Annotated in this window: 27 protein-coding genes; 23 read left to right on the top strand and 4 right to left on the bottom strand. The window is 70.5% G+C overall.

Annotated features, from left to right (window positions below; all coding sequences use genetic code 11):
- The first annotated feature begins 15 nt into the window (after nt 1-15).
- From ACFVZH_RS22440 to ACFVZH_RS22340, 21 genes are all read left to right on the top strand, one after another.
- The gene (locus tag ACFVZH_RS22440) at nt 16-1,146 is read left to right on the top strand and encodes a phage minor capsid protein (RefSeq protein ID WP_384899531.1); all 1,131 of its coding nucleotides are present in this window, start codon (nt 16-18) and stop codon (nt 1,144-1,146) included.
- 391 nt (nt 1,147-1,537) lie between these two features.
- Entirely contained in the window at nt 1,538-2,332 is a 795-nt protein-coding gene (locus tag ACFVZH_RS22435) for a hypothetical protein (protein WP_384899529.1), read from the top strand.
- A gap of 15 nt (nt 2,333-2,347) precedes the next feature.
- Nucleotides 2,348-3,412: a major capsid protein gene (locus tag ACFVZH_RS22430; RefSeq protein ID WP_384899527.1), complete on the top strand. Its 1,065-nt coding sequence runs from the start codon at nt 2,348-2,350 to the stop codon at nt 3,410-3,412.
- A 5-nt stretch (nt 3,413-3,417) separates the two neighbouring features.
- Nucleotides 3,418-3,801: a hypothetical protein gene (locus tag ACFVZH_RS22425; protein ID WP_384899526.1), complete on the top strand. Its 384-nt coding sequence runs from the start codon at nt 3,418-3,420 to the stop codon at nt 3,799-3,801.
- Entirely contained in the window at nt 3,798-4,361 is a 564-nt protein-coding gene (locus tag ACFVZH_RS22420; protein ID WP_384899525.1) for a hypothetical protein, read from the top strand. The genes ACFVZH_RS22425 and ACFVZH_RS22420 overlap by 4 nt, the downstream gene beginning before the upstream one ends.
- Before the next feature lie 13 nt (nt 4,362-4,374).
- Nucleotides 4,375-4,884 carry a hypothetical protein gene (locus ACFVZH_RS22415; RefSeq protein ID WP_384899523.1) on the top strand — a complete coding sequence of 170 codons (510 nt, stop codon included), beginning with the start codon at nt 4,375-4,377 and terminating at the stop codon, nt 4,882-4,884.
- Nucleotides 4,885-4,898: 14 nt separating this feature from the next.
- Nucleotides 4,899-5,318, top strand: coding sequence for a hypothetical protein (locus ACFVZH_RS22410; protein WP_384899521.1), 420 nt, complete (start codon nt 4,899-4,901; stop codon nt 5,316-5,318).
- A complete protein-coding gene (locus tag ACFVZH_RS22405; RefSeq protein WP_384899519.1) occupies nt 5,315-5,629 on the top strand; it encodes a hypothetical protein in 315 nt (104 codons plus the stop codon). The genes ACFVZH_RS22410 and ACFVZH_RS22405 overlap by 4 nt, the downstream gene beginning before the upstream one ends.
- Before the next feature lie 16 nt (nt 5,630-5,645).
- Entirely contained in the window at nt 5,646-5,996 is a 351-nt protein-coding gene (locus ACFVZH_RS22400) for a minor capsid protein (RefSeq protein WP_384899518.1), read from the top strand.
- Nucleotides 5,997-6,052: 56 nt separating this feature from the next.
- Nucleotides 6,053-6,490, top strand: coding sequence for a minor capsid protein (locus ACFVZH_RS22395; protein WP_384899517.1), 438 nt, complete (start codon nt 6,053-6,055; stop codon nt 6,488-6,490).
- 11 nt (nt 6,491-6,501) lie between these two features.
- On the top strand, nt 6,502-6,972 hold the full coding sequence (locus ACFVZH_RS22390; RefSeq protein ID WP_384899515.1) for a phage tail tube protein: 471 nt from the start codon (nt 6,502-6,504) through the stop codon (nt 6,970-6,972).
- A complete protein-coding gene (locus ACFVZH_RS22385) occupies nt 6,972-7,478 on the top strand; it encodes a hypothetical protein (protein ID WP_384899513.1) in 507 nt (168 codons plus the stop codon). The genes ACFVZH_RS22390 and ACFVZH_RS22385 overlap by 1 nt, the downstream gene beginning before the upstream one ends.
- Nucleotides 7,479-7,687: 209 nt before the next feature.
- Nucleotides 7,688-10,813 (top strand): hypothetical protein, encoded by a 3,126-nt coding sequence (locus ACFVZH_RS22380; protein ID WP_384899511.1) that lies wholly within the window; start codon nt 7,688-7,690, stop codon nt 10,811-10,813.
- A gap of 6 nt (nt 10,814-10,819) precedes the next feature.
- Complete coding sequence (locus ACFVZH_RS22375) at nt 10,820-13,516, top strand: hypothetical protein (RefSeq protein WP_384899509.1); 2,697 nt, start codon at nt 10,820-10,822, stop codon at nt 13,514-13,516.
- Between the two features lie 9 nt (nt 13,517-13,525).
- Nucleotides 13,526-14,008 (top strand): hypothetical protein, encoded by a 483-nt coding sequence (locus tag ACFVZH_RS22370; protein WP_384899507.1) that lies wholly within the window; start codon nt 13,526-13,528, stop codon nt 14,006-14,008.
- 12 nt (nt 14,009-14,020) lie between these two features.
- On the top strand, nt 14,021-14,260 hold the full coding sequence (locus ACFVZH_RS22365) for a hypothetical protein (protein ID WP_384899506.1): 240 nt from the start codon (nt 14,021-14,023) through the stop codon (nt 14,258-14,260).
- Between the two features lie 65 nt (nt 14,261-14,325).
- Nucleotides 14,326-15,183, top strand: a complete 858-nt coding sequence (locus ACFVZH_RS22360; protein ID WP_384899504.1) for an N-acetylmuramoyl-L-alanine amidase — start codon at nt 14,326-14,328, stop codon at nt 15,181-15,183.
- Between the two features lie 2 nt (nt 15,184-15,185).
- A complete protein-coding gene (locus ACFVZH_RS22355; RefSeq protein WP_384899502.1) occupies nt 15,186-15,452 on the top strand; it encodes a hypothetical protein in 267 nt (88 codons plus the stop codon).
- A 462-nt stretch (nt 15,453-15,914) separates the two neighbouring features.
- Nucleotides 15,915-16,268 (top strand): hypothetical protein, encoded by a 354-nt coding sequence (locus tag ACFVZH_RS22350; RefSeq protein ID WP_384899500.1) that lies wholly within the window; start codon nt 15,915-15,917, stop codon nt 16,266-16,268.
- A 121-nt stretch (nt 16,269-16,389) separates the two neighbouring features.
- Entirely contained in the window at nt 16,390-16,617 is a 228-nt protein-coding gene (locus tag ACFVZH_RS22345) for a hypothetical protein (RefSeq protein ID WP_384899498.1), read from the top strand.
- A gap of 116 nt (nt 16,618-16,733) precedes the next feature.
- Nucleotides 16,734-16,892, top strand: coding sequence for a hypothetical protein (locus ACFVZH_RS22340; protein ID WP_384899497.1), 159 nt, complete (start codon nt 16,734-16,736; stop codon nt 16,890-16,892).
- 54 nt (nt 16,893-16,946) lie between these two features.
- Here the strand turns inward: ACFVZH_RS22340 and ACFVZH_RS22335 are convergent, their stop codons facing one another.
- Nucleotides 16,947-17,798 carry a helix-turn-helix domain-containing protein gene (locus tag ACFVZH_RS22335; RefSeq protein ID WP_384899495.1) on the bottom strand — a complete coding sequence of 284 codons (852 nt, stop codon included), beginning with the start codon at nt 17,796-17,798 and terminating at the stop codon, nt 16,947-16,949.
- An 11-nt stretch (nt 17,799-17,809) separates the two neighbouring features.
- On the bottom strand, nt 17,810-18,559 hold the full coding sequence (locus tag ACFVZH_RS22330; protein WP_384899493.1) for a DUF6879 family protein: 750 nt from the start codon (nt 18,557-18,559) through the stop codon (nt 17,810-17,812).
- A 368-nt stretch (nt 18,560-18,927) separates the two neighbouring features.
- On the opposite strand from ACFVZH_RS22330, the gene ACFVZH_RS22325 reads away from it, so the two are divergent.
- A complete protein-coding gene (locus tag ACFVZH_RS22325; RefSeq protein ID WP_384899491.1) occupies nt 18,928-19,161 on the top strand; it encodes a hypothetical protein in 234 nt (77 codons plus the stop codon).
- Nucleotides 19,162-19,893: 732 nt separating this feature from the next.
- Here the strand turns inward: ACFVZH_RS22325 and ACFVZH_RS22320 are convergent.
- Nucleotides 19,894-20,124: a helix-turn-helix domain-containing protein gene (locus ACFVZH_RS22320; RefSeq protein WP_384899489.1), complete on the bottom strand. Its 231-nt coding sequence runs from the start codon at nt 20,122-20,124 to the stop codon at nt 19,894-19,896.
- 108 nt (nt 20,125-20,232) lie between these two features.
- Here ACFVZH_RS22320 and ACFVZH_RS22315 point away from each other — a divergent pair, with 108 nt between their 5' ends.
- On the top strand, nt 20,233-20,442 hold the full coding sequence (locus ACFVZH_RS22315; protein ID WP_384899487.1) for a hypothetical protein: 210 nt from the start codon (nt 20,233-20,235) through the stop codon (nt 20,440-20,442).
- A 60-nt stretch (nt 20,443-20,502) separates the two neighbouring features.
- Here the strand turns inward: ACFVZH_RS22315 and ACFVZH_RS22310 are convergent, their stop codons facing one another.
- On the bottom strand, nt 20,503-20,874 hold the full coding sequence (locus ACFVZH_RS22310; RefSeq protein WP_384899485.1) for a DUF6114 domain-containing protein: 372 nt from the start codon (nt 20,872-20,874) through the stop codon (nt 20,503-20,505).
- Nucleotides 20,875-20,931: the final 57 nt, after the last annotated feature.

Below are 20,931 nucleotides of genomic sequence, written 5' to 3'. Positions count from 1 at the left end.
CCCGTCTCCCCCGCCATGGCCGAAGACCTCGCCGCCGCGATCGCCAAGCTGTACGCGGACGCCGAGCTCGCCCTGCTGGAAAAGCTCCGCACGGCCCTGATGGACGGCATCGACAGCCCTCTGTGGGCGGAGATCAAGCTCCGCAGCATCGGCGACCTCCGCCAGGCCGTCGAGGAGGTCACCGTCGCCCTTCAGCAGGACGCGGATGGCGCTGTCGGCCAGGCCCTCGCGGATGCGTACGGGCGGGGCCGGCAGGCTGCTGTCGCGGAGCTGGGCGCGCTCGACACTGGGCGGGAGGCCCAGGCTCGCCGCGTCCTGCCCGGCGCGGCGGCCGTGGACCGGCTTGCGGCGTCGTACGCGCGTGACACGCGCCCGCTGTACGTACGGATCACCCGCGCGATCCTGGATGTCTACCGGTCGGTGACCAGCCGCGCCTCGGCGTCCGTTCTCCTCGGCGGCCTTACACGGCGCCAGGCCACGCAGCACGCGCTCGACCAGTTTGCGCAGCGCGGCGTCACCGGCTTCACCGACTCTGCGGGCCGGTCGTGGGAGCTCGCGGCCTACGCCGAGATGGCCGTCCGCTCAGTCTCCGCGCGCGCCGCGATCGAAGGGCACGTGGATGCCCTCGAAGAGCTCGGTGTGGGCTTGGTGATCGTGTCGGATGCACCGCTGGAGTGCGAGATGTGCGCGCCGTGGGAGGGCGAAGTCCTCTCCCTGGGGCCGGGTTCCGGGCCGCGGACCGTGCGGGTCGCGGCTGCGATCCAGCCGACCGGGCTGCGCGCCGCGTTCCGGCCGCCGGAGACGGTGGCCGTGCACGTGGCTGGCAGCCTCGTCGAGGCGAGGGCTGCGGGCCTGTTCCATCCGAACTGCCGGCACGCGTTGTCCGCCTACCTGCCCGGCGTGACCACCCGGCCACCGCACCACCCGACGCCCGGGACGACGTACAAGGACACCCAACGGCAGCGGGAGATCGAGCGGAATATTCGATCGTGGAAGCGACGGCAGGTCGCGGCGACGACCGAGGCTGACCGGCGTCGCGCTGGGGTGTACGTACGGAAGTGGCAGGCGAAGGCGCGCGAGAACGTGGCTGCGCACCCTCACCTCCGCAGGAAGCCCGCTCGGGAACAGATCGGGCAGGCCCACTAGCTGGGCTCTTCGGCTTCCTCCGGGTCGAGAACTCGATCAAGCGTTTCAGCGATGGCCTTGAGTGCGGCGCCCCGAACCATCGCAGAGAGCTCCTGGACCCAAGCGTCCTCGCCCTCCCCCCCTGAACTCGTTGATCGCGAACTCGGACTGCTCGCGTGCCCACTCCCGAGCCCGCCGAATGCGGTCTTCCAGGTCCCCCATGCTCGTCTCGGTCATGACGCGACCGTAGGGCGAAGCAACTCTCAGCGCGCGATGAGCGCGTCCGTTCGACTTCCCTCCGCCTGGTGCGGACGGGAGCACCACGGCCCGCCCGGCGCGGGCCACCCGCACCACCTCCCCTTCAGGTCGGCCAGGCGCCGGCCACCCCTACGCGCCCCAGGAGGGCACGACCATGCCGAAGCGCACCCTCGCCCGCCACCGGCTTCGCCTCGACGGCGGCGGCTGGGCCCACCCCTACGCCACCGGCCCTTTCGACCCGTTCCTCTACGCGGACGGCGCGGAAGGCGACGGATCCGGTTCCGGATCCGACGCGGACCAGTCCGGCGGACAGGCCGCTGACCAGGGCGGACAGCAGTCCGGACAGACTGACGGAGCCGGGTCCGACGACGGACAGCGCTCCGGACAGCAGTCCGGGGCGACGGGCGGCGAGGACCACACGACGGCCGTCAAGCGGCTGGAGAAGGAACTCGCCGACGCCCGCAAGGAAGCCGCGAAGAACCGGACCACCGCCAAGGCGCAGGCCGCTGAGGAGGCGCGCACCGCGCTCGCGCAGGAGATCGGCAAGGCGCTCGGCCTCGTGAAGGCCGACGAGGCGCCGGACCCGGAGAAGCTCGCCGCTGCGATCGCGGAGAAGGACTCCGCGCTGACCGCACGCGAGGCGGAGATCCGCTCCAAGGACGTCGAACTCGCTGTGTGGGCGCGGGCCGAGAAGGCCGGCGCTAAGGCCGGGGCGCTCCTCGACTCCCGGGGCTTCGTGAAGGCCCTCGCCGAGCTCGACCCGGCCGCGAAGGGCTTCACGCAGTCCCTCGACGAAGCCATCAAGGCTGCGGTGAAGAGCAACCCGGCCTTCGCCGCGCAGCAAGCGACCCGCTCCGGCGGCGACCTGTCCGGGGGCACCGGCGAGAGCCGTGCGAAGCAGCGCAACGGCTCGCTGGCCGGTGCCATCCAGAACCACTACCAGACCTGATCCAGGAGGATCGCCATGCCCGTGACGCTCGCTCAGGCGCAGCTCAACACCCAGGCCGACATCGACTTCGCCGTCATCGACAACCTCCGGCGTAACAGCTGGCTGTTCAACAACATGGTGTGGGACGACACCGTCACCCCGGGCACGGGCGGCGGGTCCCTCACCTACGGCTACACCCGGCTCCTCGCCGCTTCCTCGGCCAGCTTCCGCCGGTTCAACGAGGAGTACACGCCGAACCAGGCCACGCGCGAGCGCAAGACCGTCGAACTCCACCCGCTCGGTGGTGCTTTCAACGTCGACCGCAAGCTGGCCCGCCTCGGCCCGGCCGCCTCGAACGAGATCAGCTTCCAACTCGCGCAGAAGCTGACCTCGATGCGGACCCGCTTCCAGCAGGAGCTGATCCTCGGCGACACCGCCGTGGACGACGCCGGATTCGACGGCCTCGACAAGGCCCTCACCGGTCAGTCCACGGAGTACCTCCCGATCAACGAGGGGTACGCGACCGGCTACCTCGACTGGTCGCCCGCCACGGTGACCACCGAAGACATCGCGATGTCCGCCTTCGACCCGTTCGACGACTGGCTGTCTCGGATCATGGGTTCGCAGGTCGGCTCCGGTGACACCGGCGCCGACGGATCCGTGCCGGCTGGCGTGCAGGCGCTGCTCGGCAACACCAAGAGCATCGCCCGGATCCAGTCCCTCGCGCGGCGTGCGAACCAGTACACGTCCGAGAAGGACTCCTTCGGCAACCTGATCATGCGGTACGGCAAGTGGGTCCTCGTTGACCTGGGCGACCGGTCCGACGGCTCCGCCCCGATCATCCCGATCCGCTCCGCCGACGTCGACGGTGGAGGTGCTGGCGGCGTCATCACCGGCCTCACCGACGTCTACGCCGTCTCCCTCGGCCTGGACGCCTTCCACGGCGCCGCGATGGCCGGCGCACCGCTCGTCGAGACCTACATGCCCGACTTCAACGCGCCCGGCGCTGTGAAGACGGGCGAGGTCGAGATGGGACCGGTCGCCGCGGTCCTGCGCAACACGAAGTCCTGCGGCGTCCTGCGCAACGTGAAGGTGCGGTGAACAGCATGAACGCGTACACCGTCGAGTCCCCCCGCGGCGACTTCACCGGCGAGTCCGTCGGCGTCCACTTCCACAAGGGCGCCGGCCGGGTCGACGACTCCACCAAGGAGGGGCGCGCCGCCATCGAGTACTTCCGCCGCCAGGGCTACATCCTGACGGCGGAGACCGACGAGGCCGACGAGCCCGTCCTTGAGGAAGAGCCGGAGACCGAAATCTTCGACCCCGCCGACCACGACGTGGCCGACGTCCTCGCCTACCTCGACGGACTCGGGAGCAACGACTCCGACGCAGTCGCGGAGGCGGAGCGCGTCCTCGCCGCCGAGCGCGACGGCAAGGCCCGCAAGACGATCCTCGCCCGCGGCGAGCAGAAGCAGGAGGAGCAGCAGTGAGCCTGGGAACCTTCCGCGGGATCCCCCGCAACGACCTCGCCCACCTCAACACGTCCGGCCGCCCGGACCCGGACGCCGTCTTCCACCGGGCGAACCTGCCCCGGACCGGCCTCGACGAGGTCCCGGCCGCCGCCACCGGCGTGATGTGCTCCGTCGCGCTCTACCTCCACGAGGGCGACCTCATCAGCAACCTGACCTTCGTCTCGGCGGGCACGGCCGGCGCGTCGCTCACGAACCAGTTCGCCGCGCTCTACAGCCCCACGGGCGCACTCATGGCGCAGTCCGCGGACAAGACCAGCGAGGCGTGGGCAGCGGACACCGCGAAGACCTTCGCTCTGGCCACGGCACAGCGGATCACGAAGTCTGGCGTCTACTGGGCCGCCCTGGCCGTCGCCGCGTCCACCGTCCCGACGCTCGTCGGTACGGTCGGGGCGAAGCCGGTGCTGACTGGTGAGGGCAACCTCTCCCAGACGTCCGGCTCTTCGCTGACCGCGACGGCCCCGGCGACGATCGCGACGCCCGCGTTCAAGCGCGCGGTGCCGCTCGTCCTGGCCACCTGAGGAGGGCAGCACCGTGGGACTCACCTCGTCTCTCTCCGTTGCCGTCAACGGGAACCTGACCAGCGCCCTGGACCTGACCACGGCGGCCGCGCCCGTCGCGGTCCGGGCCGCCACCACGTGGCAGTCCGGCACCGGAGCCGGGAAGGCCGACAGGCTGTTCTCCGACCGGCGCAGCCTGAACGCGTCCGCCACCGAGGATCTCGACCTCGCCGGCGTCCTGTTGGACGTCTTCGGGGCCGCGATCACCTGGGCCCGGATCAAGGGCCTGTACATCAGGGCCGCCGACACCAACGTGAACAACGTGGTCGTCGGGGCGGCGTCCTCGAACGCCTGGGCAACGCTCCTGGGCGCCACGAGCACGCTCACCCTGCGCCCCGGCGCCTCGATCGGCCTCACGACCGGGGCCGCGGACACCACGGCGTACGCGGTCACGGCCGGCACCGGTGACCTGCTGAAGGTCGCCAACTCCGGTGCCGGGTCGGCGGTCTCGTACGACATCGTCATCATCGGCGCCAGCGCCTGAGGGAGGTGGTCGTCGTGGCCCGTGTCTACGCGACCGCCTCCCAGTACGAGGCGTACACCGGGCGGACCCCGCCCGAGGACATCGAGATCCTTCTCGCGGACGCATCCCGGATGCTCGACCGGCGGGTCTTCCGCTACTGCCGCTACACCGTGGACAGCGTCACCAAGCTGCCCGCCAACACCCTCGTCGCCGAGGCATTCGCCGAGGCCGTCTGCGCTCAGGCCGAGTGGGGCGACGAGATCGGCGACACCACCGGCGCAGCCGGCGCCGGATGGGGCAGCGTCGAACTCGGCTCGGCCAAACTCAGCCGCTCCGTCACCGCGGTGTCCAGCTCCGACGCTCCGGGCCGGCAGATCGCCGACAAGGTCTGGGACTCGCTCCAGAGCCCGGACCTGACGCCGGACATCTTCGTCCTGGGGGTGGTGACGTCGTGAAGCTGCCCGGGATCTGGCTGCGCCACAAGGTGACGATAGAGCCCTACCTGGGGGTCGGCCCGTCCGGCCCCCAGTACGGGCCCGCCACCACGTTCAGGGCGTTTGTCGAGGAGAAGACCCGGATGGTCCGCTCCCCGGCCGGCGATGAGGTGGTGTCCTCCGCGACGTTCTACGCCCGGCTGGACGTCACCTGTCCGGCGAAGAGCAGGGCCCGGCTCCCCTCTGGCCGCCGGACCACGGTCATCGCGGAACTCCGGCATGACGGCGGGGGCCTGCCCACCCCCGATCACGTCGAGGTGCAGCTCGTGTAGAGGAGGTACGGCACCCATGGCTCAGTACGCGCGCATGGACTGGACCGGGTCCCGCCTGTGGACCAACCGCGGGCGGCGCCTGGCCTCGCAAGGGCTGGAGAGGGCGCTGGAACACACCCTCGGGGTGTCCCAGCAGCAGGTCCCCCTCGACGAGGGCCCCCTGATGAACTCCGGGAAGGTCACCGTCGTCGACCTGACCGGCGCGATCACCTACGACACCCCCTACGCGAAGCGCCAGCACGAAGAGCTGACGTGGAAGCACCTGCCGGGCCGGAAAGCAAAATACCTCGAAGACCCCATGAACTCGGAGCACGAGACGATGCTCCGCCTCATGGCCGTCCCGCTGCGGGCCTGGCTCCGCGGCTGACCCCCACCCCTGAAGCCCGCCTTCGTGCGGGCCCTCACGCATGCCCGGAGGCGCCCGTGACCTACACCCGCGACCTCCTCGACGGCCTCGCCAGCCTGCTCGCCGACGCCGGCCTCGGGGCCTACCGCCCCGGCGGCGTCTACGGCCCCGACGAGGACATCACCGCCATCGGATACGGCACCCGGCCCGAGGCCCCGGACCGCATCCTCTGGCTCACCCCCTACTCGGTCGAGGACACCGACCTGACCAGCGTCGTCACCGGCATGCAGGTCTGGTGCCGCGCGGGCCCCGATCCGCTGGTCGTCGCGGACCTCGCCGACGGCCTGTTCGCAGCCCTGCACAACCGAGGGCGCCTGCTGCTCGGCGAGACGCGGGTTGCCCTGATCTGGCGCCAGTCGCAGGCCCTCCTCGGCCAGGACGAGCACGGCCGCCAGGAGCTCACCGCCAACTACTACGTGCGCGCCACCCGGCCCGCCCCTTACCTGAACACCTGAGGAGGAGCGTCATGTCGACGCCGACCGAAGACCAGCTCGCCCGGGACTGGCGCATGGACGTCAACATGGGCACCGACGTCAGCCCGGACTACCAGCTCTGCCCGGCCATCACCGAGTTCCAGCCCACGTGGCCGCCGAACTTCGAGGACTCCACGACGTACGACTCCGACGGCTGGGAGGAGTCGGTGAAGACGGCCCAGGCGTGGCAGGTCGAGGCCACCTTCAACCGCAAGGCGTCCGCGGACTCCACCGTCTTCTCGGCCGTGCACGAGGCGCTCCGCCTGGCTTCCTTCGGCTACGGCAGCGCCAGCAAGATCGGCATCCGCTTCTACGACCGCAACGGCCTGCCGGAGGCGTACAAGGGCACCGTGCTCGTCGAGTGGGAGCCGCAGGGCGGCGACTACAAGGCCCTCGGCCAGGTCAAGGTCACCCTGAAGGGCAACGGCGCCCTGACCCCGATCACGAACCCGGTGACGCCCTGATGGCCGGCGGCTTCAAGGTCCTGGAGGAGTTCCTCGGCGACTCCCTCGACCTGCCCGTGCGCTGCCTCGACGGCGAGGTGCGGACCTTCCACATCCCAGGCCCGTCCGCCGAGGACGGCCTGAAGGTCGAGAAGCTGATGGAGACCGGCCTCCGCCTGGCCTCCGACCCCGAAGCGACACCGGACGAGGCCGCCCTCGACGACCTCGCCGAGCTCAACCTGTACGAGGCCGCGCTCGGCGACACGTATGCCGAGCTCCGCGAGCACCTCGACTGGCCCCGCTTCCGGCACGTCGCCCTGACTGCCGTCGTCTGGATCAGCCAGGGGCTCGACGCCGCCGAATCCTTCTGGAACTCGGATGGCGCCCCTTCTCCGCAGGGCCCGGCGAACCGAGAGCAGCGCCGGGCCTCATCCCGTGCGGCGAAATCGACCCCGTCACCGGCCTCGCGGAGTGGTACGAGCACCCCGCGGGCTACAAGCCGCGCCCGCAAGGCCACCCAGACCTGACCTGGAGCGACCTGCTGGAGCAGTGGGCGCTCATCGAGGCCGACCTCCACGAGATCTACGGCCTCGACCTGTCCACACCCGGGCTGCTCCAGCAGCGCTCCTGGCGGTGGCTCCGCGTCCGCATCCTCGGCCTTCTGTCCGCCGAGTGCCGACTCCAGCGCCACTTCGCACCGCCGGAACCCAAGACACCGAAGGGGGTGCGATAGCCCATGGCGCTCACCGTTGGCGAGCTGGTCGGCATCCTGCGCGCCGATGACTCCGGCTGGCGTGCCGGCCTCGCGGCCGCCCGGCTGCGGCTGCGCGGTCTGACCGTCGATGCGGACGGACAGCTCCGCGACCTTCACGGGCGTTTCGTCACCGAAGGGGAGGCCGCCGGCCGCGGCCTGGCAGACGGAATCCGGCACTACTCCGGGGTGGCGGTCGCGGCCCTAAGGAAGATCGGTCCGGCCGCCGCGTCGGTCGGCGTCGGACTGCCCGCCGTGGCCGCGCTCACCACGGCGGTCGCGGGGCTCGCGGCGGGCGCCACCGCCGCCGGGCTCGCCGTGGCCGGCTTCCAGCTGGCGGTGAAGCCCCAGTTGGGGCTGATGGAGGAGTCGGCAGCAGCGGCCGACAAGCTGGCTCAGGCGCAGGAGAACGAGGCGCGAAAGGGCCAGCTCGCGGCCAAGTTGAAGGCCCAGGGCTCCGACCTGGCGACGAAGGCTGCGAAGGCATACACGACGGCCCGCCTGGCGACGAAGGACGCGGAGCTGGCCTACCAGCGGCAGACGGCCGGGGTCCCGAAGGCGACGCGGGAAGCGGCGCTGGCCCAGGCGAAGCTGAAGGCGGCGCACGAGGAGTGGTCGGCGTCTCTGTCCTCGACGACGATGCCGGTCTTCACCCGCGGCCTGAACTTGCTCCGCTCCCTGCTGCCGACCCTCACGCCGTTCGTGAAGGCGGCGGCGAAGGCGCTGGGCGACATGCTCGACCGGGTCGCCGTCGGCGTGAAGTCAGCCAAGTTCAAGGCGTGGGCGGCCGACATGGCTGCCGCGTCCGGGCCTGCCCTGACCAACTTCCTCAAGTCGATCGCGAACCTGGGGAAGGGTTTCGCCGGCCTGATGCAGGCGTTCCTGCCCTCCTCCGTGTCCGTCACGGGCGGCCTCGCGTCGATGACTGCGTCGTTCGCGGCCTGGGGCACGGGCCTGAAGGACTCAGCAGGTTTCGCGGAGTTCCTGGGCCTGGCGAAGCAGGGCGGCGGCGTCATCGCCAACTTGGCGAAGGCTCTCGGCACCCTGCTGGTGGCGGCGGCCCCGATCATGGGCGCGCTCACCCAGATCGCGAACGTGATGGCGACCGTCATCAACAACACACCGACCCCGGTCCTCACGCGGATCGCTGCCGTGCTCCTCGCGGTGAAGGTCGCGATGATCGGGTACGCGGGTGGCGCGCGGGTGGTGGCCGTGGCCAACGCCCTGATGGCGACGTCCGCGTGGCGGGTGATCGCTGGCTGGACTCGGCTGATGGCCGTCGGTGTGATGGCGTACGTCCGGATCGCCGCGGCGGCAGTGGCGTCTGCGGCGCGCACGGCGGCGGCGTGGGCGGGTGCCGCGCTGCGGTCGCTGGCTACGTTCGTCGTGCAGGCGGTCCGTACGGCGGTGACGGCTACAGCGCAGTTCACGCTCATGGCTGCCCGTGCGGTCGCGGCTGCGGCGACTACTGCCGCGGCGTGGATGGGCTCGGCGCTGTCCTCGATGGCCGTTTTCGCAGCGCAGATCATCCGCACGGCCGCGATCGCAGTGAGCCAGTTCGCGCTCATGGCAGCCCGCGCGATCGTGTGGGCGGCGACGATGGCTGCGCAGTGGCTGATCGCGATGGGCCCGATCGGCTGGATCATCGCTGCGGTGGTCGGCCTGGCCATCTTGATCATCGCGAACTGGGACAAGATCAAAGCCTTCACTGCGAAGATCTGGGACTGGATCTGGAACAAGATCCAGTCCCAGGTTCAGATGATCATCAACGGGGTCAAGGCCCTCGGGCGGCTGCCCGGAATGATCAGCGACTTCTTCGGCCGCGCCAAGGACGCAGCCGTTCGCCGGATGGCCGAGATGGTCATCTGGCTGCGCGGCCTCCCGGGCCGGATCGGTGCGGCCGTCGGCAGCCTCAAGACGCTCCTGATCGACAAGGGAAGGGATGTGGTGCGCGGCCTGGCCGCCGGCATCGAGTCGATGGGCGGCTGGATCAAGGACAAGGTGATGTCCTTCGCCCGGTCCGTGATCCCTGGCCCGATCGCGAAGGCCCTCGGGATCTCCAGCCCGTCGAAGGTGACCAAGGCGCAGGGGCAGTGGATTGCGCGCGGTCTCGTCGTGGGTCTCACCGGCAGTGCGAAGCAGGTCCAGGCTGCGGCGCTTCGGCTGGCCGACATCGTCCGGGACAGCATGAAGCCGGGCAAGCGCCGCTCGGCCGCGCTCACCCGCATCAGCCAGGACACCGCGCAGCTCATGCGCTTCGCCACTCTTGAGGTGGCCGTGGCCGCCAAGCTGAAGGCGGCCAACAAACGGCTCCAGGACCAGATCAAGGCCCGCAACGAGCTGGCCTCGTCGGTCCGCCAAGGTGTCCTCGACGCCGCGAACATCACGCAGTCGCAGGACGCGGGCGGGACGACGGCGACGTCAATCTGGGCGAACCTGAACGTCCAGTTGCAGAAGGCCCAGCGGTTCGCGGCGCAGCTCGCGACCCTCCGGAAGAAGGGAGTGCGTGCTGACCTGATCGCGCAGATCGCGCAGGCCGGCGTCGAGCAGGGCGCAGCTGCGGCGGCAGCCCTCGCCGCGGCGTCGAAGGGCGAGATCAGCCAGATCAACACGACGCAGGCCAAACTCGTCGCTGCCGCCACACAGGCCGGGAACACGGCCGGCGATGCGATGTACGGCGCGGGCATCCAGGCGGCGAAGGGGCTCGTCAAGGGCCTCCAGGCGCAGCAGTCCGCGATCGAGCGGCAGATGCTCGTCATCGCCAAGGGCATGCAGACCGCGATCAAGCGGGCCCTCGGCATCCGGTCGCCGTCGCGGGTGATGGCGGCGCTGGGCCAGTTCATTCCGGCCGGCCTGGTCCGGGGCATCAACGCGGGCCGCTCGGCGGTCGATGCGTCGATGGCGTCGCTGGTCACGCCCCCGTCGACCGCAGCTCAGTCGGGCGCGGCTGCGATGGCGGGCCCGGTCCCGTACGGGCGTATGGGCGCGCCGATCGTCATCGAGTTCAAGAGCAGCGGGACGCCTCGGGGCGACTACCTCGTGCAGGAACTCCGGCAGGCAGTGAAGCGCGGCGGCGGCGACGTGCAAGTCGTCCTCGGACAAAGGAGGTAGCAGGCGATGACGTTCCCGGACACACCCCTCGGCACACGAGTCGATCTCCAGGTGGGAGGGGTGTGGACGAACGTCACCTCCGACGCTTACCTCCGCGACCCGATCACCATCACCCGCGGGCAGCCGGACGGGGCCTGGGTCGCCGACCCGTCCCGCTGCTCGGTCACCCTCAACAACCGCGACGGCAAGTACACGCCGCGCAACCCTCTGTCCCCCTACTACGGACAGATCGGCCGCAACTCGCCGCTGCGGGTGTCCGTCCCCGGCGGCGAGTCGTACCTCAGCCTCATCGGCGTCACCGCCTCCGGCGCCGAGACTCCCGACCACGCGTCCCTCGACATCACCGGCGACCTCGACATCCGCGTCGAGGCGGAAGCCGACAACTGGAACGGCGCCCTCTACACCCTCTTCGGGAAGTGGGGGGTGGCCGGCCAGCAGTCCTACCGCATCCAGGTCGACCAGGGCCGGATCTGGTTCCTGTGGTCGGCCGACGGCACCACGGCCCTGACGGAGAGCGTCGCGGCGTCCCTGCCCCGGCGTACGGCGGTGCGCGCGACGCTGGATGTGAACAACGGTAGCGGCGGGTACACCGTCGAGTTCTTCTCCGCGCCGTCGCTCGCGGGGCCGTGGACCAGCCTGGGCACGGTGGTCGGCGCATCGCCGACGAGCATCTTCAACTCCACGACCTCGCTGAAGACCGGCGGCTTCACCAACGGCTTCACGGGCCGCGTCTACCGGGGCGAACTGCGGTCCGGCATCGGCGGCACCGTCGTCGCATCCCCCGACTTCCGCGCGCTGGCCCCGGGCACGACCGGCTTCACGGACACCGCAGGCCGGCCCTGGAGCCTCATCGGCACCTCCGAAGTCACCGACCGGGCGTACCGCTTCGTCGGCGAGGTGTCGGCCTGGCCGCCGCGCTGGGCCCCCTCCGGCAAGGACGTGTGGACGCCGATCGAAGGCTCCGGCACGCTCCGGCGCCTCGGCCAGGGCAAGAAGGCCCTCGATTCCACCCTGCGGCGCCGCCTGCCGTCCCGCGCACCGCTGGCGTACTGGCCGTGCGAGGACAGCCAGGGCGCGACCCAGGCGTACTCCCCGCTCCCCGGCGTCCAGCCGCTCACGGTCACCAGCTGGGACTTCGGCCAGGACGACACCCTTGGCGGCTCCTCAGCGCTGCCTGCGATCGAGCCGGGCGGCACGATGCGCGGACGCGTGCCCGCCTCCGCATCGGGGGTGTGGGAAGTCTGCATGCCCTACCGGGTCGACGGCGCTGCGCCCGTGGCCGAGCAAGAGATGCTCTCGTGGACCTCCACCGGCACCATCCGGCGGTGGCGGATCACCATGGGCGCGACCGGCACCCACATCCTCGGGTACGACGCTGCCGATGCGCTGCTCCTGAACAGCGCCATCGTCACCAGCGCGGACCTCTTCGAGGGGTGGATCCGGCTGGAATTTCGGGCGGAGCAGTCGGGCGGGAACATCGCGTACCGGCTCGGCTGGGCGAAGGTCAACGGGCTCACGTCGGGCACCACCGGCAGCATCGCGGGGACGGTCGGCTCGATCTCCCAGATCGACACGGTCTTCGGGCCCGGTCTCCCCGACATCAGGGTCGGCCACATCACCGTCTTCCCCGCCCAGTCCACGACCCTGGCGTACGCGGACGCCGACCGCGGATTCATCGGCGAGACGGCGGCCGACCGTCTGCGTCGGCTGTCCACGGAGGAGTCCGGCACCGTCAACGTCCGCTTCCCCGACGGCTACCCGTCCGGGACCGCCCCGATGGGCACCCAGCGGCCGGACACGCTCCTCAGCCTGCTCCAGCAGTGCGCCGCCAGCGACCTCGGCATCCTCGCCGAGGACCGCCAGTCGTCCGCCCTCGTCTACCGGGCCCGGACGACGCGGTACAACCGGACGCCGGCACTGGTGCTGGACTACTCCACCGGGCAGGTCGCACCGCCGATGGAACCGGTCGACGACGACCAGGCCGCCCGCAACGACATCTCGGTCAACCGCATTTCCGGCTCCTCGGGCAGGGCGGTGCAGGAAACCGGCCCGATGTCGGTGCTGGCGCCGCCGGCCGGGATCGGCCTGTATGACGACTCGGTCGACTTGTCCCTCGCCTCCGATACCCAGCCGCAGCCGATCGCCGAGTGGCTGCTGCACGTCGGCACGTGGGACGAGTCCCGCGTCCCGACCGTGCAGATCCTGCTCCACAAGCGGCCGGAGCTCATCCCGGCCTTCCTGGCACTGGAGCTCGGCGACCGCGTCCAGATCATCAACACCCCGCCGTGGCTGCCGCCGGGCCCGATCGACGTGACCGTCCAAGGCATCACCGAGACCCTTGGCATCCGCACGTGGGTCGCGAGCCTCACGTGTGTCCCAGCGGGCCCGTGGACGGTCGGCGTCCTCGACGATGCGGTCCTGGGCCGTGCGGACACGGACGGCTCGCAGCTCGCCGCCGGGATCTCCTCGACGGCGACGTCTCTGTCCGTCGCGGTGACCGCAGGTCCCCTGTGGCCCACAGCTGGGGGTGAGTTCCCCTTCAACGCTGTAGTCGGCGGCGAGGTGATGACCGTGTCAGCGATCAGCGGCGCCTCCAGCCCACAGACCTGGACGATCTCCGCCCGGTCCGTCAACGGCGTCATCAAATCTCACGCGGCCGGCGCCGACATCCGTCTCGCCCAACCCGCCATCACCGCCCTGTAAGGAGGCCCAGTGCCCTTTGCCACCTGGCTTGCCGGCGGCCGAATTCTCGCCAGCAAGCTCAACGACATCTCCGGCATCTGGACGGCGTATACGCCGGTGTGGTCGGTGTCGTCCGGCGCTGCCCCTAGCGTCGGAAACGGGTCCCTCGTCGCCGAGCGCAGCCTGAACGGCGGCACCTGCCACGTCCGTTGCTCACTCGTCTTCGGCTCCAGCACGACCCCCGGCGGAGGCATCTGGCAATTCAGCCTGCCCTTCACGGCCGCCACACTGGCCTCCGCCCAGATGGGCTGGATGGGCTCCTCGCTCGCGTCCGACCCGGGCGCCGCGCTCTACCCGGGCGTGGTCCAGGTCGCGTCCGGGGCGTCCATCGTCACCTGCATCAGCCCCGCGACGGCCAGCGGCGGCGTCACCGCCGGATGGAACTCGGTCAGGCCCTTCACCTGGGCCACCGGCGACTATCTGTCCTTCTCGCTCACCTACCAGTACGCCTAGGAGGCGTTCGGCATGCCCACCTTCCCCACCCCCGACCTCAGCGGCTCCGCGTACCAGCTCCACGTCGGGACCCCCAACGGGCCGGCGGCCATCATCGTGAGCCTGCCGGGGGACCCCGACATCTCCAGGGAACCGGGCGTGGAGGACGCCATCCGTGACTTCGGTGAGGCTCTCGCCGCGCTGGTCGGCGGCCCGCTGTTCTCCATCTCGTGCTCGCGGACGTCGCGAACGGACCTCTCCGTCGCCCCGTAGGCACCCGCACCACCTCGCATGCCCCGCGCCGCTGGCCGGGGCTTTCTTCGTCTCTGGAGGCCCCAATGGCCCGGACCGGCCCGCAGCGAATCCCGGGCGCCGTCCTCGACCTCTTCTTCGGCACCGGCAGGTACAGCGGCTCCGACATGGAGGTCAACTGCGGCGTCATCCACACCACCGAGGGCCCGACCCTCTACGACTACCAGGGCGGCGCCAGTGCCCCCACCGTCACCTCGGTGCCCGACTTCAAGGCCAAGCGGCTTGTCCACCACCAGCACTTCGACGTCGACGAGTCCGCCCGCGCCCTCGTCAACGAGCCTGGCGGCGTCCAAACGAACACGGCGAACGTGTTCCAGTGGGAACTGGTCGGCACCTGCGACCCGGCCACCCACGCGAAGTGGACGCGCCAGGGCATCGAGCACATCTACTGGCCCGACCCGCCCGACTGGGCGATCCGCGACGTGGCCGCCCTCATGCGCTGGCTGAACGAGCAGCACGGCATCCCGCTCACCGGCCGGTCCGAGTGGCTGGCGTACCCGGGCAGCTACGGAGACAGCCGCGTCCGGATGAGCAACTGGGAGTGGACCGCCTTCAAGGGCTGGTGCGGCCACCAGCACGTCCCGGAGAACGACCACGGCGACCCCGGCGCCCTGCCGTTCGCCCGCATCCTCGCCGCCGCGAAGGGCGGCACGACGCCTCCCAAGGAGGACCCCGCCATGGCCCTGTCCGACTCCGACGTCGACCGCATCGCACTGCGCCTCCTCACGTACCGCAACGCCATCGCTGACGCGGAGAGCAAGAAGGCCGGGATGCGCATCCCCGACTTCTACGGCTACGTCGTCCAGACCCTCGCCGGGGTCCGGGCGCTCACCGCGAAGGTCGACCAGATCCTCACCCTGCTGAACGCCCAGAAGGAGAAGTGACCATGTCCGCACCTCACTCGCTCGACCTGCCCTCCGCCGAGACCGTCCTCAAGACCGGCAAGACCTACCTCCGGGACCTCGCCGAGCGCGTCGTGTCCACGGGCCTCCAGGCCGGCCTCGGCGCCGTCGTCGTGACTAAGCCCTTCGACCTGAGCATGTGGGAGGCCGCCGGCCTGGCGGGCGCCGCCGCGAGCCTCTCACTCGTGAAGGGCCTCGTTGCCCGCTGGCGGTCCGTCACCAACAGCGCATCGCTCGCCAAGGGCGTGTGATGACCGGCCTGGCGCGGCAGGCCGGCCGCCGACTCGGGTACCGCGGAGCCGCGCTGCTGATCTGCGGCATCGCATGGATCAACTACGGGTCCGGCCTGCTGGCCGACCCGCGGTTCGGGACGGCGAGGGGAGCATCGGCGCTCGTGTCGATCGCTCCCCTCTCCGTATGGGGATGGGTTTGGATCGTGACCGGCGTGGCGTCCTGCGGCGCGTCGGTGCTGCGGTCCGCGAAGGACTGGTGGGGATGGGTATGTGCCGCGGCGATGCCAGCAATCTGGGCGGTGGCTTACACAGGTGCGAGGCTCCTTGGCGAGTTCCCGCAGGGCTGGTACAGCGGTGTGACCTGGGCCGCGGTCCCGGGGCTGCTCGCGGTTCTGGCGGCAGCGACACGGAGGCTGGTTCTGCTGCATCGGGAGGTGGCCAAGCTGAGGTCCGTCGCCCCCTGCACGAGAGGGGCGAAGCATGCAGAGTGAGGCTGTGACGGGGGCCCTGTCGATCCTGGTCGGCGGGGTATCAGCAGTGGCGGTGGCCTGGATTGGGCGGCCCCGCACTCGGCAGCCGGGCGAGGAGGTCGAGGCCGAGCCTCGCCCGGATCTGACGACGATTGCGGGCATTGCTGCGGTCGTGGCCCAGCAAGGGGAGAAGGTACGCGACCAGGAGGCCCGGATTTCCGACCTGGAGGCCGGGCGTGAGCGTGACGGGCGGGTGATCGCCGCGCTGCGCCGGTACGTTCTCGCGCTGAAGACCGCGATGAGGGATGCGGGTGTGGAGCCCCCCGAGCCTGCACCGGAGGACGCCCCACTGATCGGCCGATGACCAACGCCCCTTCTTGCGCTTCGTACGCGGGAGGGGGCGGTTTTGTCGTGCGGGCGGAATCTGCGCAGCCGATGTACCCTCGCCCGCGCTCCGCCACAGTGGCGGGGATGAAGGAGGCCCCATGTCATCCACGTTCGAAGAGCTCGAATCCGCTTACCTGTCCACGCTGAAGCGGCTGACTGCGGCGTACGACACCCTGCACCGCGTCATGGGTCCTGTTGCGCCGCTTACGGCGGGCGCTGTTCCCGTGCTGACACGGGAGCAGATCGACGCCCATAAGGAGGCCATGGCCGCGCAGGAGGAGTACGACGCGGCCCGAGACGCGTACTGGGCTGCACGCACGGTCTGAGCCCAATGCCGCCCCCTCTGCCTTCGGGCGGAGGGGGCGGTTTCGCCGTTTTCGGGACTGTTGTCAGACCCACCTGTCACACTCTCCTCCAACTTGCCCGAGAGGAGGTGATTTTGATGTCGAAGAAGCAGAAGGCGTGGGCCATCTTCGCTGGCGCCGTGGTCGTGCAGGTGATCGCCAGCCGCTTCGCGAAGGAGCAGGCGCGCACGCTCGGCCTGTCGGCCAAGGCGGTCGCCGCCGCCACAGTCCTCGCTGCGGCCGTGCTCAGCTCCTGACGCGCAGGGCCCCTCTCCGCAGCAGCCAGAGAGGGGCCCCTGTCCCGCTCGGTCTCAGCGGGCCGACAGCAGCCGTTGCGCCCGGCTGATCACAGCCTGGGCCTCCGCGCCGGCCACCGCCGCCTGACGCAACGCCCGCCACACCTTCAGGTACATCGACACCGTATCGCCGTCGTCGAGCCAGGACTCCGAGTGCCAGTCCTCCGTGATCACCAGGCGCTCGTCGAGGATCCAAAACCCGCTCGCCGGAGGGATCTTCAGCGGCGCACCGAGCGGAATCACCGCCAGCTCGACCGTGTCCATGCCGACCGCCCCCGCAAGCCGGTCCAGCTGGCCCGCAAGAACCAGAGGGGGACAGACCTGGGTGTGCAGCGCAGCCTCCCACACCAGCGCGTGCAGCCGATGGCCACCTCGGTATAGCCAGTCCTGGCGCCGTATCCGGGACCGCACGGCCTCCTCGGTGTCCGGCCTGGTGCCCTGAAGCTCGGCATACCGAAGGAAGACGTGCCTCGCGTAGTCCGCCGTCTGGAGCATGCCGGGAATCACCGACTCCTCCCACACGTGGATCGTCCGGGCCTGCTCAACGGCCGCGTTCCACGTGTCCTGGACGGGACGATGACCGGAGGCGAGCTGGCGGCGCCAGGACCGGATGTGCGACTCGAACCCCCGCAGGCGGGTCTGGAGTTCCTCGGCAACCTCAGGGTGCCCCACAGCGGCAGCCCAAGCCGTCAGGTCCTCGGCGCGCGCGGTCTGTCTGCCGCCCTCCAGCTTGTAGACCTTCGAGTGCGGCCAGCCCAGGAGTGTTGCAAGCTGCGGTCCGGTGAGACGGCCACCAGCAGCCGTGAGGCGCAGCTCCCGAAGACGAATGCCGAGGGCCTCGCGCGACTGCTGGTAGTCCGTACTCACCGGCGGCTGGCCTACTCTGCGCCGAGCTGCGCCGCGAACACGTCGTGGGGCGCGGAGGCCGCGACGGCTGCGTCCCGCACTTGGACGTACCGGAGCACTGCGGCAGGCTCGGTGATGACCTCGACGTCGTGCCATTCGTCCTGCTCGTCGAAGCGGAGTACCGCGACGAGGCGGCTGTCGAAGATCCAGAAGTCCTCGGCGGGCAAGTGGGCGCGGTCGGCGTCGTCCCGCCACATGTTCCGTGCGTCCTCGCCGGTAGCCGCGTTGGAGCGGGCGTAGCTCAGGAGGAAACGCTGGCCGTCGGTCGGCGGGGTGTCGACGACGCGGACCCGGCCGACGTACTTGCCGGCGGCGGTCTGCGCCGCAATGTTGCGACACCAGTCGCTGTCGAGGTCCATGGGTGCCTCGCCGGTTCGCAGGAAGACGGCGTAGTCCTCGTCCTGCTCGTCGGAGGCGTAGCGGCGGCGGGTCTCCAGGTGCCAGGCGGAGTGCTTGAAGTTGTGGAACAGCTGCCCGAACTCTTCCGGGCTGATCAGCTTCGGCACGTGCTCCATCTCCTTCGGGGCGTGATTGACGAGCAACTCGCGCGGCACGACGACCGCCGCGTCATCGGGCCCGAAGTGCTGGAGCCTGGCGAGGTCTGCCGGGTCCGTGAGCGGCCTTCCCTGGACGATGACTTCGCCGCTTTCGAGGTCCTCGTGCAGGGCGGGGCAGCCGCCGTTCTTGCTGTCAGTGCCGATGAAGCGCAGGTGTCGGGTCATGTGCTCGTCCTCCCCTTGGTCGAACTGTCGCCCCCAGCATGGTCACCGGCAGGCCCGCGCGTCAGGACCTTCGCTCACCTTCGGGAGACCAGTCGAGAACATCGAAGCGCAGCCCGAGAACATTCGAGAACACGGCATCGCTGCCGTCAACTGCCCCCGCCTACTTTCCGGGACATGGCGACACACCCCGCCCGGTCCCGGGCATGCACCTACTGCCCCAAGCCTGGGGCCGACACCTGCGTCCGCTCGCACCGAACGGAGAGCGGCGAGACGGTCCACGTCTTCGCTCACAGCGGCTGCGCCTGGAGGCACCAGGACATCCCTCTGTACGTGTTCACCGAGGGTTCCGCCGCGACGGGAGAGCCCAGGTGACGAGGACCCTGCGCCACATGCTGTGGCGCGTCAAGCCCGACCCGGAGCGCCAGGGCCCGATGCGGTACGTCCAGTGCCTCGACTGCGACGACCGGTCCCCTGTCGAGGCGTCACAGTCCGAGTGCGACCTCTGGGCGATGGACCACAGCGGCAGGAAGGACCACCGGAGGTACAGGGAGTTCGCAGCAAGCGACCTCGTCACCGAGCGCGTCCGGGGGCCACGCACGTGACCACACCAGCCTCTACGACCGCGGCCTGTCCGGCCGGGACGCGCCCGGTGCCACGGGTCGTGCTCCGCGCCGACCAACGAATCGCCCGTGGCCCTCTTCAGATGACGCCGGACGGCATCCGGTACGCCGATCCACGCCCCTCCGACTGGGACGCCGAGGGCATCCTCTGGCCGCGCGTCACCGGGCCCGAGACCGGCGCCCCGCTGTATGCCGACATCCACCCCCTGCGGCAGCGCGCCGCGATGGAGGACCCACGACGACTGCTGTGCCAGGTAGGCATGGGGCCGGCCACAATGACCGCGCACGGGGTCCTGTGGATCATCCCGCAGCCGACAGGCACGGAGACCGATCCACAGCTCCCCTCGTGGCCTGAAGGCCCGACGACAGAAGCACCCGTCTGCCTTGCTCACGCGCCCCTCGCTGCGCGGTGGTGCCCGAGGCTACGCGGGCAGCGCTACGCCGCCGGTTTCGTCCGTGAGGCGCCGCTGATCGCCGTCGAGGGCACCTTGCACGTCCCTGGCCGGAGCTGGGTCGGCCGTCGTACGGTTCCGCGCGCGGTCTTCCACTTCGACGAGCCGGCCGCCGGAGCTCGCTCACAGTGGGTGGACTCCCGGCTCCTGCTCGCCGAGCACCTCGTCCGCGAGCTGAGCGGCATCACGCCGGTCGACCTCCAAGACACCACACTGTTCCGCGACGCGGTGCCGTGCGATGCGGGCCGTGGCTCGGCCGCTGTTACCGCACCAGTTCGGCCAGCGGAACACCCACAGCATGGGCGATCTGGATGAGCAGCCCGAGACCGGGGTCCGACTGCCCGTACTCGATGCGGTGGACGGTCTTGTGGTCGACGCCGCAACGGTCCGCGAGAGCGAGCTGGGAGAGGTTCGCGTGCTCGCGGGCGGCCCGGATGCGGGCACCGATCGCCTGGCGGCGCGTGAGGACCCAGGCTGGCTGTTCTGTGGGCATCAGACCAACGTCTGATGATCAACACGGCATCGTCTTTACCCTTCCTGGTAAAAAGTTCGATCATGAACGGCGCAGGGTAGACACCTGGCCACCAACGCGCGGAGCACGATGACCGACACCCGATGCCGCACCTGCGGCGCCACTGCCTCCGCTGACGGCGCCCCGACGACACTCGTCGCACTCGACCTTGACACCGACTGGGGGGTGTACGCCTGCGCCGACCACGCGGCCACCCTCGCCGCCCCGCCGGGCGACCTGGCCGTCGCCCTGGCCCAGCTCATGGACGCGTATCGGCACCTCTACGGCGACTTCCGCTGACACTGCCCCCCCCGGAATGACGAAGCCCCGGCCGGAACCCGGGGCTTCGTCGCGTCCGTCTCAGAGTTTCCTACCCCCTTCCGAGTAAAAACCGCCGAGGTTGGACAGGGGGAAGGAGGCGACCCCGGCGATGACCGCGATGACGCCGGCGGTGTGGCGCTGGCCGGGCATCAGCAGGATGAGCAGGGCCATCGCCATCAGGACGACGCCTCCGGCCATGCCGGCGATCCCGCCGACGCCGACCTGGAGGATCTTGCCGAGCGGGGCCATCGGCAGGAAGAAGATGACGAAGCCGCCGGTCCCGGTCCACAGCGCCGCCCAGAAGGGCCGGTTGCGGCGCCAGCGGCGGAACGCGCTGCGCGCGCGGTGCGGTCGGCCCCGGGCGGGCCCCTCGGTCGGCTCGGGCGGCTCGGGCGGCGGATCGGTGGTCATGGATGCCTCACAGCGATGGGTCGGGGGGGGAGAGCCGGGGCCCCGCGCGGGTACGGG

The sequence above is a fragment of the Streptomyces sp. NPDC059534 genome (assembly GCF_042743475.1).
GTDB lineage: Bacteria > Actinomycetota > Actinomycetes > Streptomycetales > Streptomycetaceae > Streptomyces.
This window is presented reverse-complemented; position numbering and strand designations above follow the sequence as displayed.

What these genes read in the sequence shown, in the direction of transcription:
- ACFVZH_RS22440 (WP_384899531.1), top strand. Translation starts at nt 16, where the DNA reads ATGGCCGAAGACCTCGCCGCCGCGATCGCCAAGCTGTACGCGGACGCC.
- ACFVZH_RS22435 (WP_384899529.1), top strand. Translation starts at nt 1,538, where the DNA reads ATGCCGAAGCGCACCCTCGCCCGCCACCGGCTTCGCCTCGACGGCGGC.
- ACFVZH_RS22430 (WP_384899527.1), top strand. Translation starts at nt 2,348, where the DNA reads ATGCCCGTGACGCTCGCTCAGGCGCAGCTCAACACCCAGGCCGACATC.
- ACFVZH_RS22425 (WP_384899526.1), top strand. Translation starts at nt 3,418, where the DNA reads ATGAACGCGTACACCGTCGAGTCCCCCCGCGGCGACTTCACCGGCGAG.
- ACFVZH_RS22400 (WP_384899518.1), top strand. Translation starts at nt 5,646, where the DNA reads ATGGCTCAGTACGCGCGCATGGACTGGACCGGGTCCCGCCTGTGGACC.
- ACFVZH_RS22390 (WP_384899515.1), top strand. Translation starts at nt 6,502, where the DNA reads ATGTCGACGCCGACCGAAGACCAGCTCGCCCGGGACTGGCGCATGGAC.
- ACFVZH_RS22385 (WP_384899513.1), top strand. Translation starts at nt 6,972, where the DNA reads ATGGCCGGCGGCTTCAAGGTCCTGGAGGAGTTCCTCGGCGACTCCCTC.
- ACFVZH_RS22380 (WP_384899511.1), top strand. Translation starts at nt 7,688, where the DNA reads ATGGCGCTCACCGTTGGCGAGCTGGTCGGCATCCTGCGCGCCGATGAC.
- ACFVZH_RS22375 (WP_384899509.1), top strand. Translation starts at nt 10,820, where the DNA reads ATGACGTTCCCGGACACACCCCTCGGCACACGAGTCGATCTCCAGGTG.
- ACFVZH_RS22365 (WP_384899506.1), top strand. Translation starts at nt 14,021, where the DNA reads ATGCCCACCTTCCCCACCCCCGACCTCAGCGGCTCCGCGTACCAGCTC.
- ACFVZH_RS22360 (WP_384899504.1), top strand. Translation starts at nt 14,326, where the DNA reads ATGGCCCGGACCGGCCCGCAGCGAATCCCGGGCGCCGTCCTCGACCTC.
- ACFVZH_RS22355 (WP_384899502.1), top strand. Translation starts at nt 15,186, where the DNA reads ATGTCCGCACCTCACTCGCTCGACCTGCCCTCCGCCGAGACCGTCCTC.
- ACFVZH_RS22350 (WP_384899500.1), top strand. Translation starts at nt 15,915, where the DNA reads ATGCAGAGTGAGGCTGTGACGGGGGCCCTGTCGATCCTGGTCGGCGGG.
- ACFVZH_RS22345 (WP_384899498.1), top strand. Translation starts at nt 16,390, where the DNA reads ATGTCATCCACGTTCGAAGAGCTCGAATCCGCTTACCTGTCCACGCTG.
- ACFVZH_RS22340 (WP_384899497.1), top strand. Translation starts at nt 16,734, where the DNA reads ATGTCGAAGAAGCAGAAGGCGTGGGCCATCTTCGCTGGCGCCGTGGTC.
- ACFVZH_RS22330 (WP_384899493.1), bottom strand. Translation starts at nt 18,559, where the DNA reads ATGACCCGACACCTGCGCTTCATCGGCACTGACAGCAAGAACGGCGGC.
- ACFVZH_RS22320 (WP_384899489.1), bottom strand. Translation starts at nt 20,124, where the DNA reads ATGCCCACAGAACAGCCAGCCTGGGTCCTCACGCGCCGCCAGGCGATC.
- ACFVZH_RS22315 (WP_384899487.1), top strand. Translation starts at nt 20,233, where the DNA reads ATGACCGACACCCGATGCCGCACCTGCGGCGCCACTGCCTCCGCTGAC.
- ACFVZH_RS22310 (WP_384899485.1), bottom strand. Translation starts at nt 20,874, where the DNA reads ATGACCACCGATCCGCCGCCCGAGCCGCCCGAGCCGACCGAGGGGCCC.